The sequence below is a fragment of the Pseudophaeobacter sp. genome, from assembly GCF_048267565.1.
Classification (GTDB): Bacteria; Pseudomonadota; Alphaproteobacteria; order Rhodobacterales; family Rhodobacteraceae; genus Pseudophaeobacter; species Pseudophaeobacter profundi.
Window position 1 is genome coordinate 22,927 of the sequence record NZ_JBLWXG010000018.1, and the last position, 14,538, is coordinate 37,464.

Annotated in this window: 21 protein-coding genes; all 21 read left to right on the top strand. The window is 57.4% G+C overall.

The annotated features are described in order from the left end of the window. Positions 1–16 precede the first annotated feature (16 nt). The 21 genes from ACN0VH_RS20100 to ACN0VH_RS20200 all read left to right on the top strand — a co-directional run bounded on the left by ACN0VH_RS20100 (position 17) and on the right by ACN0VH_RS20200 (position 14,156). The gene (locus ACN0VH_RS20100; RefSeq protein WP_417702291.1) at positions 17–244 is read left to right on the top strand and encodes a hypothetical protein; all 228 of its coding nucleotides are present in this window, start codon (positions 17–19) and stop codon (positions 242–244) included. Continuing rightward, positions 244–555 carry a head-tail joining protein gene (locus ACN0VH_RS20105; RefSeq protein ID WP_417702293.1) on the top strand — a complete coding sequence of 104 codons (312 nt, stop codon included), beginning with the start codon at positions 244–246 and terminating at the stop codon, positions 553–555. The genes ACN0VH_RS20100 and ACN0VH_RS20105 overlap by 1 nt, the downstream gene beginning before the upstream one ends. 9 nt (positions 556–564) lie before the next feature. Beyond that, positions 565–1,113, top strand: coding sequence for a phage tail protein (locus ACN0VH_RS20110; protein WP_417702295.1), 549 nt, complete (start codon positions 565–567; stop codon positions 1,111–1,113). A 3-nt stretch (positions 1,114–1,116) separates the two neighbouring features. After that, positions 1,117–1,653 carry a hypothetical protein gene (locus tag ACN0VH_RS20115; RefSeq protein WP_417702297.1) on the top strand — a complete coding sequence of 179 codons (537 nt, stop codon included), beginning with the start codon at positions 1,117–1,119 and terminating at the stop codon, positions 1,651–1,653. After that, entirely contained in the window at positions 1,650–2,075 is a 426-nt protein-coding gene (locus ACN0VH_RS20120) for a phage baseplate assembly protein V (RefSeq protein ID WP_417702299.1), read from the top strand. Before ACN0VH_RS20115 ends, ACN0VH_RS20120 begins: the two co-directional genes overlap by 4 nt. After that, positions 2,075–2,341, top strand: a complete 267-nt coding sequence (locus ACN0VH_RS20125) for a PAAR domain-containing protein (RefSeq protein ID WP_417702300.1) — start codon at positions 2,075–2,077, stop codon at positions 2,339–2,341. The genes ACN0VH_RS20120 and ACN0VH_RS20125 overlap by 1 nt, the downstream gene beginning before the upstream one ends. Before the next feature lie 48 nt (positions 2,342–2,389). Beyond that, the gene (locus ACN0VH_RS20130; protein ID WP_417702302.1) at positions 2,390–2,728 is read left to right on the top strand and encodes a GPW/gp25 family protein; all 339 of its coding nucleotides are present in this window, start codon (positions 2,390–2,392) and stop codon (positions 2,726–2,728) included. Beyond that, entirely contained in the window at positions 2,728–3,627 is a 900-nt protein-coding gene (locus tag ACN0VH_RS20135) for a baseplate assembly protein (RefSeq protein ID WP_417702304.1), read from the top strand. Before ACN0VH_RS20130 ends, ACN0VH_RS20135 begins: the two co-directional genes overlap by 1 nt. Beyond that, the gene (locus tag ACN0VH_RS20140; RefSeq protein ID WP_417702306.1) at positions 3,620–4,183 is read left to right on the top strand and encodes a phage tail protein I; all 564 of its coding nucleotides are present in this window, start codon (positions 3,620–3,622) and stop codon (positions 4,181–4,183) included. The genes ACN0VH_RS20135 and ACN0VH_RS20140 overlap by 8 nt, the downstream gene beginning before the upstream one ends. Beyond that, a complete protein-coding gene (locus ACN0VH_RS20145; RefSeq protein WP_417702308.1) occupies positions 4,183–5,169 on the top strand; it encodes a tail fiber protein in 987 nt (328 codons plus the stop codon). The genes ACN0VH_RS20140 and ACN0VH_RS20145 overlap by 1 nt, the downstream gene beginning before the upstream one ends. An 11-nt stretch (positions 5,170–5,180) precedes the next feature. Continuing rightward, positions 5,181–5,861, top strand: a complete 681-nt coding sequence (locus ACN0VH_RS20150) for a hypothetical protein (RefSeq protein WP_417702310.1) — start codon at positions 5,181–5,183, stop codon at positions 5,859–5,861. An 80-nt stretch (positions 5,862–5,941) separates the two neighbouring features. Then, positions 5,942–7,138: a phage tail sheath C-terminal domain-containing protein gene (locus tag ACN0VH_RS20155; protein ID WP_417702312.1), complete on the top strand. Its 1,197-nt coding sequence runs from the start codon at positions 5,942–5,944 to the stop codon at positions 7,136–7,138. Next, positions 7,138–7,644, top strand: coding sequence for a phage major tail tube protein (locus ACN0VH_RS20160; protein WP_417702314.1), 507 nt, complete (start codon positions 7,138–7,140; stop codon positions 7,642–7,644). Before ACN0VH_RS20155 ends, ACN0VH_RS20160 begins: the two co-directional genes overlap by 1 nt. A 10-nt stretch (positions 7,645–7,654) precedes the next feature. Further along, positions 7,655–7,945, top strand: a complete 291-nt coding sequence (locus tag ACN0VH_RS20165; protein WP_417702316.1) for a phage tail assembly protein — start codon at positions 7,655–7,657, stop codon at positions 7,943–7,945. 114 nt (positions 7,946–8,059) lie between these two features. Next, positions 8,060–10,333 carry a phage tail tape measure protein gene (locus ACN0VH_RS20170; protein WP_417702318.1) on the top strand — a complete coding sequence of 758 codons (2,274 nt, stop codon included), beginning with the start codon at positions 8,060–8,062 and terminating at the stop codon, positions 10,331–10,333. Next, complete coding sequence (locus ACN0VH_RS20175; protein ID WP_417702320.1) at positions 10,330–10,743, top strand: phage tail protein; 414 nt, start codon at positions 10,330–10,332, stop codon at positions 10,741–10,743. The genes ACN0VH_RS20170 and ACN0VH_RS20175 overlap by 4 nt, the downstream gene beginning before the upstream one ends. Continuing rightward, positions 10,712–10,933 (top strand): tail protein X, encoded by a 222-nt coding sequence (locus ACN0VH_RS20180; protein ID WP_417702322.1) that lies wholly within the window; start codon positions 10,712–10,714, stop codon positions 10,931–10,933. Before ACN0VH_RS20175 ends, ACN0VH_RS20180 begins: the two co-directional genes overlap by 32 nt. After that, the gene (locus ACN0VH_RS20185; RefSeq protein WP_417702324.1) at positions 10,924–11,931 is read left to right on the top strand and encodes a contractile injection system protein, VgrG/Pvc8 family; all 1,008 of its coding nucleotides are present in this window, start codon (positions 10,924–10,926) and stop codon (positions 11,929–11,931) included. Before ACN0VH_RS20180 ends, ACN0VH_RS20185 begins: the two co-directional genes overlap by 10 nt. A gap of 548 nt (positions 11,932–12,479) precedes the next feature. Beyond that, the gene (locus ACN0VH_RS20190; protein ID WP_417702326.1) at positions 12,480–13,013 is read left to right on the top strand and encodes a DarT ssDNA thymidine ADP-ribosyltransferase family protein; all 534 of its coding nucleotides are present in this window, start codon (positions 12,480–12,482) and stop codon (positions 13,011–13,013) included. Further along, positions 13,013–13,657 carry a DarT1-associated NADAR antitoxin family protein gene (locus ACN0VH_RS20195; protein WP_417702328.1) on the top strand — a complete coding sequence of 215 codons (645 nt, stop codon included), beginning with the start codon at positions 13,013–13,015 and terminating at the stop codon, positions 13,655–13,657. The genes ACN0VH_RS20190 and ACN0VH_RS20195 overlap by 1 nt, the downstream gene beginning before the upstream one ends. Positions 13,658–13,847: 190 nt before the next feature. After that, complete coding sequence (locus ACN0VH_RS20200; RefSeq protein ID WP_417702330.1) at positions 13,848–14,156, top strand: hypothetical protein; 309 nt, start codon at positions 13,848–13,850, stop codon at positions 14,154–14,156. Positions 14,157–14,538: the final 382 nt, after the last annotated feature.

The following is a 14,538-nucleotide window of genomic DNA, read 5'->3' on the forward strand; positions in this document are numbered from 1 at the left end:
AAACAGAGGGCTAGAAATGACCAAAACCCAAGTATCCAAAAGTGACTTTACCGTCGCCAGTGCCTTCGTGTGGGAGGGCAAAATCGTGTCTCCTGGCGCGCCGCTTTCCCTGACCAAGGCCCAGGCAATTCCGCTGGAACAACGCGGCAAGATTGAACCGGGCAAGCCGACCGCCAAAGCGAAGGCGGCAGCAGCAAAATCGGCAGCTGCGGCAAAGTCCGGTGATGAGGCCAGCGGCGACTGATGCCAAGCCCCTCCTGGGATAACTTAGACGCCTTCCTGCAGGCCGATGACTTTGCCATAGAGGCAACGGTCACGCCGCAGGGGGGCGTTGCGCGTGTCGTTTCGGGCATTTTTGATGAGCCCTACCTCAACACCCAGATCGGGGAATATGAGGCGGATGCCAGTCAGCCGCGGCTAAACTGCAAGGCCGCTGATGTGGCGGACTTGAGGGCCAAGGATACTGTCGAGATAGAGGGGCAGGTCTACCACCTTTTGACCGGCCCACAGTTTGACGGAACAGGATTTGCGGTCCTGAGCCTGGCTAAGATGTAGGGGCTTGCCATGCTGGCTTTTGACTTTGATGCGCGAGAGCTGAAACGGATTGCTGACGAATTCGACGCCAGCGAAAAAGACCTGCAGTTTGCCTATTCCCGCGCACTGCGCCGCACCGCGCAAACCATGAAGACGCGGGCGCGTAAGGGGCTGCGCACCAAACTGCAGCTGCGCACCGCTGGCGAACTGCGCAAGCGCTTGCAGGGGTTCCGGTTTAAACGTGGCAAGGGCTTGGGTGACGTCAAGATGTGGTTTGGCCTCAACGACATGAGAGTTTCAGCTTTCAAAGGACGAGCCGCGCAGACAGCTGGTGGTGCCTCTTTTGGTGGCCATGACTTTGCCGGTGCATTTGTTGCCAAGAATGCAAAGGGCCGCAGAACTGTCATGCGGCGGGTTTCGGGCAAGGCCTGGCCCATTCGTGAAGAGCGGGCACCCATCGAAGATGAGGCCCAGATCTTTATTGAAGACGAGGTTTTTGACGAGATCGAAGAGGTGTTTTTCAAGAACTTTGTCGCAGAGGTGCGCGCCCGCACCATCTACGGCGTGGGGAGCGCGTAAAGCATGGCTAACAATGTTGATCTTTCGGCACTGCACGACTCCATACTGGATACGATCAGGGGGCAATTCCCCGACCTGCAAACCGTCGAGGACTATGACGCCGACCGCAAGAACTTGCAGGTGCCTGCTGTTTTGCTCGAGCTGGTTGATATGGAAGGCGCCCCAGATGATGACCCGGGCACCGGCCAGCTGCCGGTGGTGACCAAATGGGCAGCAAGGGTGGTGTTTGCCTTTCATCAGGAAAACGTAAAGCGCGAGATCCGCCAGCTGGCGGGTGCGCTGGGGGTGTTGGTTCACCAGAACCGGTGGGGGCACCGTGTCAGTCCCGCGCAGGTGACCGTCATTGGTCCAGACGCCTTTGACCCAGCTTTCGATAAATTCGAGGTGTGGGCAGTTGAGTGGGATCAGCAAGTGGATCTGGGGGCAAACGTCTGGGCAGGTGAAGGCGTTACACCTCAAACGGTTTCCATTGGCTTTGCTCCTGATATCGGCCCTGGCAACGAACAGAACTATTCTGACAATTTGGCTGGCGATCTATGAGCTACACAGCAGCAGAAAACGAGCGATCGCGCGAGGGCATTGTCAAGTTCGGCAGGGTCACGGCAGTCGATGCTGGAACCGCCCGCGCCAAGGTGAGCTTTGGCGGTGAGAGCGAAAGCGATTGGCTGCCCTGGCTGGCGGAACGCGCCGCAGCAATATCAATTTGGGCGCCGGTGGCGGTGGGGGAGCAGGTCGTTGTGCTTTCAGAATCCGGCGATACGGCTCAAGGGGTGATTATTGGGTCTGTGTTTAGCCAGGGTAACCCCGGGGCGGCAGCAGCTGAGGACCTGTTTAAAATTCAGGTCGGGCCATCATCCATTGAAATCGACGCCAGAGGTATCACGATTGAGAGCAACGGCTCGCGCATAGTGCTCGACGCCAGCGGTGTTTCGATCAATGGCGCCAAGATTGATCTAAACTGATGCCTGGAGTCTCTCGCATAGCTCTGGATGCGGCAGGTGGTCCAATCTTCGAAGCCCTGGCGCCATCGGTTCGGGTCAACGGCGCCCCGGTTGCAGTGTTGGGGTGCGCCGTGACTCCCCACGGGATCGCTGCACATGCTGCCCCTGTGATGGCCGCTGCCAGTGGGACTGTGTTTGCCGAAGGTATTGCCATCTGCAGAGAGGGTGATGCGGCATCTTGCGGGCATTTGGCCAGCGGTTCCGGCGATGTTTCCGCAGGCGGCTAGGAAAACTGCCAGAGGTTCTGCTGCAGCATTGGGGGCCATTGTTGCCCCATGAATGGTATTGACGCCTCAAACGGAAAAAGCCTCCCCGGCCTGGGCCACCTGCGCCAGTCAGTGCGGGATATCCTGACCACGCCCATTGGTTCCCGCGTTATGCGCCGGGATTATGGCAGCCGTCTCTATCGGCTGGTTGACGCCCCCATGAATGATGCGACCCGGTTGGACATGATGGCGGCTACCTATGAGGCCATCGAGACATGGGAGCCCCGGCTGCAGCTGGACAGCATTGCAGTTGAAATGCCGGTGCCTGGCGGTGTCGTGATAGCTCTGGAAGGCACCTATTTGCCCGACGGTCAGGTGATCACTCTAGACGGAATTGAGGTGCGCTGATGGCTGGTGGGTTTTCCGCAATTGATCTTTCGCAACTGCCTGCGCCAGATGCGGTGCAGGCCTTGGACTATGAGGCGACGCTTGCAGAAATGCTTGCCGACCTGCGCGCCCGGGCTCCCGCCTTTGATGCGCTGCTCGAGAGTGACCCGGCTTTCAAGCTGCTTGAGCTGGCGGCCTATTTCAAGGTTTTGACCCTGCAGCGGGTCAATGATGCGGCGCGGGCTGTTATGCCTGCCTATTCGACCGGCACGGATCTTGACCAGATCGCGGTGCGCTATGGGGTTGCTCGTTTGACGCTGGACCCGGGCGACCCAGCGGCACTGCCTCCGATAGCGCCGACCTTGGAAAGCGACCCAGACCTGCGCCGCCGCATGTTGCTGGCCTTTGAGGGGCTGAGCACGGCCGGGCCGATTGGCGCTTATATCTTCCACGCGCTGGGCGCAGATCCTGACGTTGCCGACGCGAGCGTGCAAAGCCCTGCGCCTGGTGAGGTTCTGGTCACGGTTCTTTCGCGGACGGGTGATGGGGCTGTGGGACCTGAACTGATTTCTGCTGTTGCCGCCGTGCTCAATGCTGATGAAGTGCGCCCGCTTTGTGATCAGGTGACTGTGCAAGGGGCAGAAATCGTTGCCTATGCTGTGGACGCATCGCTGACGGTCTATCCTGGGCCGGACAGTGGCGTTGTACGAGAGGCCGCCGAGGCCGCTGTCAACGTCTATGTGAAGGCACAGCACCGGCTGGGGCGAGATGTCACCCTGTCTGGGCTCTATGCGGCACTACATCAGCCGGGCGTGCAAAAGGTGACGCTCGCATCGCCTGTGGCAGATGTTGTCGCAGATGATGGCCAGGCGGCATACTGCGCCGGAATTACTGTTGAGCTGGGTGGCGTCAATGTCTGAGACCTTGCTGCCCCACAATGCAACGCCTGCAGAGTTGGCTTTTGAGGCGGTTCTGCGGGAGGCTTTCACCCCGCAGGTTCCCTTGCGCGAGATCTGGGATCCTGAGACATGCCCGGTATCTCTCTTGCCCTGGTTGGCCGGTGCCTTTTCCGTCGATGAATGGGACCCGGGCTGGTCAGAGAGTGCCAAGCGAGCCGCAATCGCGCAATCCTTCTCCGTACACCAGAAAAAGGGAACGATTGGGGCAGTCAAAGAGGCAGTTGCGGCGGCGGGTTATGGTGATGCGGTGATCGTCGAGCGCTTTGGCTGGGATTTTTACGACGCGCAATTCACCCATGATGGGTCTCGCACCTATGCGCCCCCTGACCACTGGGCCGAATACAGGGTCTATCTAAGCCGTCCAATCACAGTCGCCCAGGCCGCCCAGGTTCGTGAGATCCTGCAGAGTACGGCCCCGGCGCGGTGCCATCTCAAGGGCCTGTTCTATGATCAGGCGCTCAATCTCTACAACGCCCGGATCACGCACGACGGGCAATTCACACATGGAGTCGCGTAATGGCAGGACTGCAGGAACAAAACACCTGGGAAAATGAGGTCTATCAGATCGAGGAAACAGACCCAGTGCATGCCGGGCCGCCCGATTTGGACGCTGGAAAAGGGCATACCAATGTCCCTCATGCGCAGTTGGCAAACCGAACGCTTTGGCTAAAGGGGCAGGTTACGTCCCTGGTAAATGCACTGGGGCAAAAGCTCGATATTACTGCTTTTACTGCTGCAGCCATCTTGCAAAAGCTGGCTGATCAAAAAATCGGTACGGAAGAGGCTCATATTGAAGCTGGGAAAATTATTTGGGGCTCTGGCGTCAACCGGATCACCAGCAATGATGGCGGCGGCAATGTTCAGATTCGATTTGGTCATAGGCAGGGCCCGGGTGAAGTTTTGACCCATGATGGAACTGCGTTTTACATTGGGGGAGATCTGGATGGGGCAAATGGAAAACTCACTCTAAAAGTTGCGAAGAATGGCGGCGCCGGAACCGACGAAACCGTGATTTGGGGCGATGAACTCACTATTGCCAAAGGCGATATTCTCTTTGGCGGCGTGTCGCTGCGCACCCATTGCGGGATGTTGTCGCCGTTCGATCTGACGGAACCGCCGTCCGGTTGGCTTGAATGCAACGGCGCAGCAATCTCGCGCACCAGTTACAGCAACCTGTTTGATGCTATTGGAACGCGGCACGGCAATGGCGATGGAGCAACCACCTTCAACCTGCCAGATTATCGCGGTGAATTCATTCGCGGTTGGGACCATGGCCGGGGGGTTGATGCCGGGCGAGCGCTGGGGAGCGCGCAGGGCGATATGCTTGAAGCGCACCAGCACGCCCAAACCGGCGCGTTTGGTAGCGGTGGCAATCTGGCGAACTACACGACCAACAGTTCTGAAGGCTCCACAGTTACCGCCTTGAATAATGAAACGGGTTCAACAGGCGGGACTGAGACCCGCCCGCGCAACCTCGCAGCCATGATTTGCATCAAATATTGAAGGTGAAGCCAATGCCAAAGATTTACCATTTCAGCCCCGTCACCGCCGAATTCCTTGGGGAGACAGGGGCCGCGCTCGATCCCATTGATCAACTGCCATTGGTGCCAGCAAATGCGACCGTAGCTGAGCCACCAGCGCCGCAAGAGGGCTATGCTAGCCGCTTCACGGGGAATGCCTGGGAACTAGTAGAGGATCACCGGGGAAGGCAAATCTGGGGTGCTGATGGTTCCTCATTCATCGTCGATGAACTGGGCGCGTTGCCCGCGAGCGCTTTGCTTGCTCCACCAGACTTGCCAACTTATCAAAATCTGGAAGCGGCGCGGCGCGACCTGGCGGTTTGGGTTGATCAGTTTCTGGCACAGATCACTGGTGTTGTCTCGGAATACGAGCGTGCAAGCTGGCCCTCAAAGGCTGCCGCCGCGCGGGCGGTTCTTTCAGGTGGCGGGACACAGGAGCAAACGGCATTGTTGCAAGGGGAGGCCGATATTGTCGGTGAGACCATTGCGGAAACTGCAGCAAAGATTGGCGCGAATGCTGCGCATTATGAGGCAATTATCAGCCGGGTCACTGGGCTGCGCAGGGTAGTTGATGACGAATTGGCCGGCGCACCCCAGGCTATCGACTATGACGCGATTGTGCAGAGTGCAAAGGCTCGCATGCAAGAGGCGGTGACGGCCCTGCAAGCCGCGTAGATAGGGGAAAATCAGCCAGAGGGGCAGGGTCCCGAAACCTCGCATACTCGCTGCAATATGAATGTTTCAGTGAGGACAGAATGGCTGGTTTTCTCCATGGCGTCGAGGTGCTCGAGATTGATGCGGGCCCGCGCCCAATTCGCACCATTTCGACCGGTATCATTGGCGTTGTCGGGACGGCCCCAGGGGCTGACGACAACGCCTTTCCCTTGAACACGCCTGTTATGGTGGCTGGCAGTCGCCGCGAGGCAGCCTTGCTGGATGCAACGGCAGATGGCACTGGCGGCGGTACTTTGCCAGCGGCGCTTGACGGTATTTTTGACCAGATCGGCGCGGTTGTGATCGTCGTGCGTGTTGATGAGGGCGCGGATGAGCCCGCGACGCTGGCAAATGTGATTGGTGGTGTAAACGCTGGAACCGGTCAATTTGAAGGCGTGCATGCCTTGGTTGGGGCCGAAAGCATTGTTGGCCACGCGCCGCGCATCCTTTGCGCACCTGGCTGGACGCATCAGCGGCCTGACGATCTTGCAAACCCTGTTGTGGCAGAGCTTGAAGGCATTGCCGACCGTATCGGCGCGGTGATCATCGCAGATGGCCCGAACACCACAGATGCAGCTGCGCAGACATATGCGGGCGACTGGGGCACCTCTGGCCGGGTCTATGTTGTCGACCCCTGGGTCAAGGTGATGGATAGCGCTGGCGGCATCGTAGATGAGCCTGCATCGGCCCGGGTCGCTGGGGTGATCGCCCGAACAGACAACGATATTGGGTTCTGGGTCTCCCCATCCAATCAGGGCATCTTTGGCATTGTCGGAACATCCCGCCCGGTCGATTTCAAGCTGGGCGATCAGTCCAGCCGCGCCAATTTGCTCAACGCCAATGCCGTCACAACCATCATCCGCCAAGATGGTTTTCGCCTCTGGGGCAACCAGGTGCCCACAGCTGACCCCAAATGGCAGTTTTTGTGCGTGCGTCGCACCGCTGATGTGCTGAATGAAAGCATCCAGCGGGCGCACCTTTGGGCCGTGGATCGGGCCATCACCAAAACTTACATCGAGGATGTGGTCGAAGGGGTGAACGGCTTTATCGCTTTGCTGGTGGCCCAAGGTGCCTTGCTGGGCGGCAAGTGCTGGGCGGATCCAGATTTGAACACGGCGGCCAGCATCCAGAATGGGCAGGTGTGGTTCAACTTTGACTTCACCCCGCCTTATCCCGCTGAGCGCGTGACGTTCCGCTCGCATCTGGTCAACGATTACATCTCGGAGGCGCTGGCATAATGGCTATTCGCAACATCCTGAAAAACTTCAATCTGTTTGTTGATGGTCGCGGCTATGCGGGCGAGCTGGGGGACTATACGCCCTGTAGCCCATCGGTCGCCGCAGAAGAGTGGCGGGCAGGCGGCATGAATGCCCCCATTGATATCGACATGGGCCAAGAGAAAATGACCAGCTCCTTTGTGCTGAAAAATTACAGTGCCGATGTGCTGGCTCTCTGGGGGGTTGCCCCTGGCAGGCTGATCCAATTTACCGCGCGCGGTGCTCTGGAAAGCGAGGACGGCAAGGTAACACCCGTGATCCACAATATGCGGGCGAAGATCCTGCAGAATGACCGGGGCACCTGGTCGCCGGGGCAAAGCGCCTCGCTCACCACCAACCTGTCAGTCGAATATTTCAAGGAAACAATTGACGGTCAGGTGGTCACTGAAATCGACGTTATCAACATGGTGCGGATGGTTGGGGGCGTGGATCACCTCGCCGAACAGCGCGCCGCCCTGGGCATCTAAGGAGAGACCCATGAACAATGACAATGAGCTGCCAGACTATCTGACGGAAAACCCTGATGGGTCTATGAACGTGGCGCTTGTGCGGGGCGTTCTGGCGGGTGGCGACAAGCGCATGGGCCTGACCCTGCGCGAGCCCGCAGTCAGCGACATGCTGGCAGCTGAGGCCGGTGGCAAAGGCGCGGCAATGTCCGAGGTGACCCTGATCGCCAATCTGGCCGAGGTGCCGCCTGAGACCATCCAAAACGCCAAAATGCGTGATTACTCTCGCCTGCAGGAGGCGCTGGGTTTTTTGAATGGCTGACGCCGAGGGTGGCGCGGGACGGGGTTTTGATCCTGGCCCGCTTTACCGGCTGGTCTGAGGCCGCAATCACCGGAATGCCTGTCAGCCGGTTTCTTTGGTGGCTAGAGGGTCTCAATGAGAAAGCAAAATCTTAGTGCCAAAATCTCGATTGGCGGCGTTCTCGATAATTCGTTCAAGAAGAATATCGGCCTGATCCGCTCTGGCTTTGAAAAAGTCGGGGATAGCATCAAGTCGGTAAAGGCGCGTCAGAAAGAGCTGACACGTCAACGCAAGGATCTGGTTAAACAGGGCCAGTCTGTCGAGGCCCTTGATCGAGAATATGAAGATCTAGAGCGCACGCTCGAGCAGCTAGCGAAAAAGCAGCGGCGCTGGGAACGCGCGATGCGGGACAGCAAGCGCGTTGGCGAGTCCTTTGGCAAGATGTCTGCAAATATCGGGCGGCTTGGGCGTCGCATGGCGATGGGCATGACTGCGGCTGGTGCTGGCGTGTTTGCGCTGGCCAGTTCTACCGCATCCTATGGTGATCAGGTTGCCAAGACAGCGGGCAAACTGGGCATTGGTATCGAGGCCCTGCAAGAGCATCGCTATGCGGCGGAACGGTCGGGCGTTTCGGTTGAGACCTTCGATAGCTCTCTCACTGCAATGCAAAAGCGCCTGGGGGAGGCCGCCAAGGGCACCGGTGCTGCCAAGAAAGTCTTGGACCAACTGGGGCTGAGTGCCAAAGATCTTGTCAAACTGGGACCAGAAGAGGCCCTGGCCGCGATTGCCGACAAGATGCGGGACATTGAAAACCCTGCCGAGCGTGCCGCCATCGCAGCCGGATTGTTCAGCCGGTCGGGAATCGGCATGGTCAATATGCTTGGGAACGGTTCGGATGCACTGCAGCAGCTGCGCGACGACGCGCGCCGCACCGGCTATGTTTTGAGCGAAGAGGCCGCGCGGGATGCGGAGGCCTTTGCCGATGCACAGCTTGACGCACAGTTGGTTATCAAAGGCCTGAAAAACACCATTGGCACCGAGCTGATGCCAGTTGTCACCCGGTCCATGAAGCAATTCAGCGCCTGGGCTGTGGCCAACCGCGAAGATGTTGCCGCTTTTGCTGAAACCGCAGCCACCAAGATCGAGGCGGCCTTGCCGGTGATCGGTCAAATTGTCGAGGGCATGGCGCGAGTGTCCAGCGAGATCGGTGGGGTGATTGCCACGGTGGCCGACATGGTTGGGGGCTGGGAGAATTTTGGGATCGTCATTGGCGGCGTTCTTGCTGCCAAAACTATTGGTTCGGTATTGGGGTTTGCCATGTCCGTTGGGCGGTTGGGCCTGTCCCTGTTCGCCCTGAGCGGTGCCTTTCCCGCTGTCATCTCGGGCGTAAAGTTGATTGGTGCCGCTCTGGTGGCCAATCCCATCGGTCTGGCTGTTGCTGCCATCGCGGGTGCTGCCGTGTTGATTTATCAGAACTGGGAAACCGTGGGCCCTTGGTTTGGCGAGCTCTGGGGAGGGGTGAAAGAGACCTTCCAAGGAATCGGCGAATTTGTTGGCGGCGTCTGGCGCGGCGACTGGGATGCAGTTGCCGGTGGGCTCACCAAATCTTGGGGCGGCGTGAAAACCTTCTATTCTACTCTGTGGGATGGGGTCGGCGCTGTGTTCAAAGCCACCTGGGAGAACTTTATCAAGCCGGTGACCGATGCGCTGGGCGCAACCGATACGATCACAGCGGCATGGGAAGGCGTGAAAACCTCTCTCAAATCTGTCTTGGATTGGATGGGTGAAAAGTTTGACTGGCTGATGGGCAAGCTGCAGCCCGTTCTCGATGGGTTGACCTGGTTGCGAGACAAGGGATCTGGCGCGGTCGATGGCATCAAGGGGATTGGTTCGAGCATTGGCGGGTGGTTCGGTGGTGATGAGGATGAGCCAGAGATCGCGCCCAGCCGGGGAAGCCCAAGGCATATTTCCGGGTCATTCCTGGGCGGTGACATTGGCAGAGGTTTTCGCCGGGTAGGTGAAAATGGACCAGAGACCATTTGGAATTCAAAAGGTGCCTACGTGGCCCATGCAGGTGCAACGGAACGTCTGTCACGGATGGCAGAACGGGCCGGACCCATGATGGCGGCTCTTGGCGGCGGATTGCGCAAGGTCATGAGCCGGGCACAGGCTGCAGCCGCGCCAGTTCTTGAGCAGATCCAGCGCCCGCGTGTTGAGACCGGGCCAGAAGGGCAGGATCAGCCAGCGGCGGCGGGGCAGCCTTCCCAAGTGGTACAGCATATTCAGATCGTGGCGGCGCATCTTTCCGTGGCCCAGATCGCCGAGGAAATCGAGCGACGGGGCAGGGCGGCGCAATCTGGGGCGCTGTTTGATGAACCTCACGGCTACGGACAATATGAGGGCGCATGATGGCTGGCAGAATGATGCAACTAGGGCTCTATCAGTTCAGTATCGACAACGCGGCCTATCAGCGCTTGTTCCGTTCGACTGAATACCGATGGGCGGCCATTGAACGGATCGGCAAGCACGACGCGCTGCAGTTCACCGGCCTGGGCGGTGATACGATCACGCTGCAGGGCATCATTTATCCCCACTACAAGGGCGGGCTGGGGCAGATCGACAAAATGCGCCTGACGGCCTCACTGGGTCTGCCTTTGCCGCTGATCGCGGGAACCGGCAAGGTTCTGGGCATTTGGGTGATCGAGCGGGTGAGCGAAGGGCAGCGCACCTTTGCAGATCGGGGCGCACCGCTGCGGCAGGACTTCACAATCAACGTCAGGAGATATGATGGCGGACTCCGCAGCCTCCTACCATTCTAAAGAGGGCGATACGGTCGATGAGATCGTTTGGCGCCACTATGGAAACACCGTGACGGGTGCTCTCGAGCAGGTGCTCGAGGCAAACCGGGGTCTGGCAGATCTGGGGCCGGTCCTGCCGGTTGGCACTATCGTTTTGCTGCCGGTGTTTGAGGAAACAAAAGAAACCGAGAGCGTGAGCCTATGGGACTGATGGAGTTTCTGCCCATGTTTCGGGTCGAGGTGGATGGCAAGAACATCAGCAAGGCTCTGGCGCCGCGCATGTCGAGCCTGACAGTAACTGATGGGGCCGGGGTCCAATCAGATCAGGTGACAATGACCCTAAGCGATACAGGCCTGTTTGGGAGGCTGCAGGAGCCGCGCCAGGGCGCCGAAATCAAGGTCTGGCTTGGCTACCCTCTGCAGCTGCAGTTCATGGGCCTCTTTATCGCTGATGGCTTCGAGATACAGGGGCCACCTGATCAGGTGATCATTACTGGATCCGCTTCTATCAATGGTGAAACGACCAGCGGAAAAACGGCCCTCACTGATCAGAAAAAGCGCAGCTGGCCCGCAGGCACCCCGATTGGCGACTTGGTGAAAAAGGTGGCGGTAGAACACGGCCTACAATCCTCCGTCTCGCAGAGTCTAGTGGAAGTGGCCTTGCCTCATATCGACCAGATCGACGAAAGCGATATTAACCTGCTTTCCCGTATCGCCAGAGAACACGACGCCATTGCCAAGCCGGGAAACGGGCGTCTGATCATGGCCAAACGAGGTGAAAGCCTCACAGCATCCGGCAAGCCTATGCCTGAACTGCAGGTCTCGCAGGGCGATGTGAGCAGCTGGACCTATCGCAATAGCCTGCGCGCCAAATCCGGCGCCGTGATTGCCTCCTATCAAGATCTTGGCAAAGGCAAGCAGCAAGAGTGCAAGGCAGGTGAGGGGGAGCCGGTGAAGCGGTTGAAACGTCGCTACCCAAACAAGGCTGCAGCCCAGCAGGCCGCCGCATCCGAGTTGAGCCGGATTCGACGCGCTGGGCGCTCTCTCTCAATCAACATGAAGGGGAACCCCGATGCCAAGGCAGAGGCGCGGTTAATCCCGCGCCATTTCCGGTCCTATGTCGATGAGGCTTGGCTGATCACTCGGGCAGTTCACACGCTGGACAGCGGCGGTTACCGCACCAGCATTGCCGCTGAGCCGGTGAAGTAAGCGCTATGCGCAGAATGCGGAGTTTGCAAAGTCAGGTTCAGCGAGCGGCGACACCTGATTGACCGGACCAGAGCGGCCGCTCGCCTGCACTAGGTGTAGCGGATTGCACTTATCCAGCGCTCGGATTGCAAACATCTCGGTTTCTCGCTTAAATTATTTGACGCTATCCAGGGTGCCAAACTCACATTGAGTGCGGCTGAGATCAGATTATTTGCAACGGGATTGCAATCATCCGCCCCGGATCACATGAGACGCGAACAGGATTTTCGACGTGTTTTCAGACGTCAGCCTTCCCGTCGAGTTGCTGAGGCGATGAACGTAGATTGTCAGACGGGGTTTCAAGGCAAGATTTTTCAGTGGTTGTGATCTCGCGCCAGGCTGCGCTCTACAGTCTGGGAAACGGACGTTTTCTGAACTCTCGCGGCAGACCTGAACACGTCGCAGTTCGTCCAGGTGTCTATATGCTATAGCCAAAACACTAGAAAGCATGAAACAAATATAGCCAACGGCCACCGATCTGCCAGTACTTACGAGCGAAGGTATCACCTATGACTGTAGATGAACTGATTGAAAAAATTAAGAAAAGCAATCAGCATAAGTATCTTTACCACTTCACGGATGAGGCAAATTTTCCATCAATCAGCGCCAAAGGTCTCCTGTCGAAGGAACGCATGCGCGCGGAAGGTTGGTGGCCCCCTCTTGCGACAGGTGGAAACAGTCTGAGCCACGATTTGGATACTTCTCGAGGCATCGACCCTTACGTCAGTCTATGCATGACCAGAAGTCACGGCATGAAATTTTTGGCCCAAAAAGATGGTCGGCTTCCCAACCCTCGCTATCTTGGAATTCATCCGGAAGTGCTTAAGATCGAGGGGACGCGGATAGCGTTTGGGGTCGCAAATGCCAACGGTGTTGAGATATTGCCAGTAGCAGAGGCTGTTCAGAAGCTTGATGCGGAGGTCCTATATGAGCGTACCAACTGGTCATGTCCCGCAGTTCAACAGCGCCTTCAAGCTGCTGAGAAGCTGGAAGTTCTCGTGCCCAACAACGTGCCGCTAGACCTCATCGCAGGAGTATTCTGATGGCAACCCGCCCTGTATTTTTTCCCAGTTCAGACGGCAGCCAACTGGTCCACGAGAGGTTATTTGAATTCCCGTGGGCATCTGGTTTCGCTGAGGTTCAAAAGAAAAAAAATGTTCACGCCCTGCATTCTGCTGCACGAGAAAAGGGTGTCCAGAACATCTTGGAAATTTCGTCAAAATCGTCCGAAGAGCTTGGTCGAAAGCTTAGCGCCTTCAGTCTTAAGATCGACATTGGCGGTCGAAAGTATCCCTTAGAGAGCGTTTACCAGGGGGCGAAAGTTTTCGAGAAGGGCGGCCCTTTCAAGGAGATTTTTGAACTTAGCCCAAGAGATGCCAAACGCTTTATTCGGGAGAGAGAGCTTGGCAAGCTTGTAGGGTTTCGGCTTGATGGCAAGTCATATCCCTTATCGCCGATGAATGCCTTCTACGATTGGCTGTACATTCGATCCTTGAAGGATCATGCCGACTGGATCGGTCGCAAGGTTCACTACGACGCCTTCACAGACATTGAGTTTAACCCTGCAAAACAAGTAAATTGCCAAGCGCGTGCTTTCGCAGAGTACCTCACGCTTTTGCGTCAATCTAAGCTGATAGAAGCAGCGGAGGACTTCTCGGCATTTGCCAAAATGATCCGAACCATATGATAGAGTTCCCGCGATCCGTTTTCACGACTGCCCAATGCAGAAAGCGCTCTTCGGCAACATGAGGTTCTAAACAGACCACCGCATCGCTTGCGGACCCGAAATTTCTGAATAGGGCTACACTAAACAGTTGTCCTTGCGCTTTTCGAGGCGCGTTCCCATATCACCAGTCTGTGAACAATCGGAGGATGAGATGGGCCGCGCTAAAGAAATGATGATCGAACATGAGCAAAACCGAGCTGCTGCTGCTGGTTACCTCGTCTCCAAAGGACATTTGCAGAAATGCCCCTATCACGAGGAAATTTTTGGCGGTGGCGATGACGACCTGAATGATGGTGAGTTCTACAAGCACGCCATGGCAGACCGGAACCGTGGCAGCAATGGCCCGGTGCCTTGGGCTGTGGAACTGGAAGCACGTGAGTACACAGATATCCTCAAAGAGGCGTATGAAGAGTACGCTGCTGATGAATGTGGCTGGTGCGCGAAACATCAGGCTGAATAACAATAGCCTTTCACCCTGCTGAGCCTCAGTGCCGGGCCTCTCGGTCGTTTGAGCGGCTAGAAGGTCCGCTCTTGGGCAATTTTCGCGCATGCAGCAGCTTCTTCGCTGCGCCTTGCATGAATGTCGTATTTGGGCTGGGAGCCGATGTTTAGCAAAGAGTTTTGACGTTCAACAAAACTGCGAATGAGGTGTCTACCAGTTTCAAGTTTTCTCCTGGCATGAGTTTCCCAGTTTCACCCTATGTTCCCGCTTTGTCGTGGGAAATTTTGAGGCTACAGATCTGAATGATAAGGATTTTCTACGGACTTGAAAACCGTTGAACGTGAGAGCGTTCCCAGGGTTCGAATCCCTGTCTCCCCGCCACTAAATCAAGCACTTACCG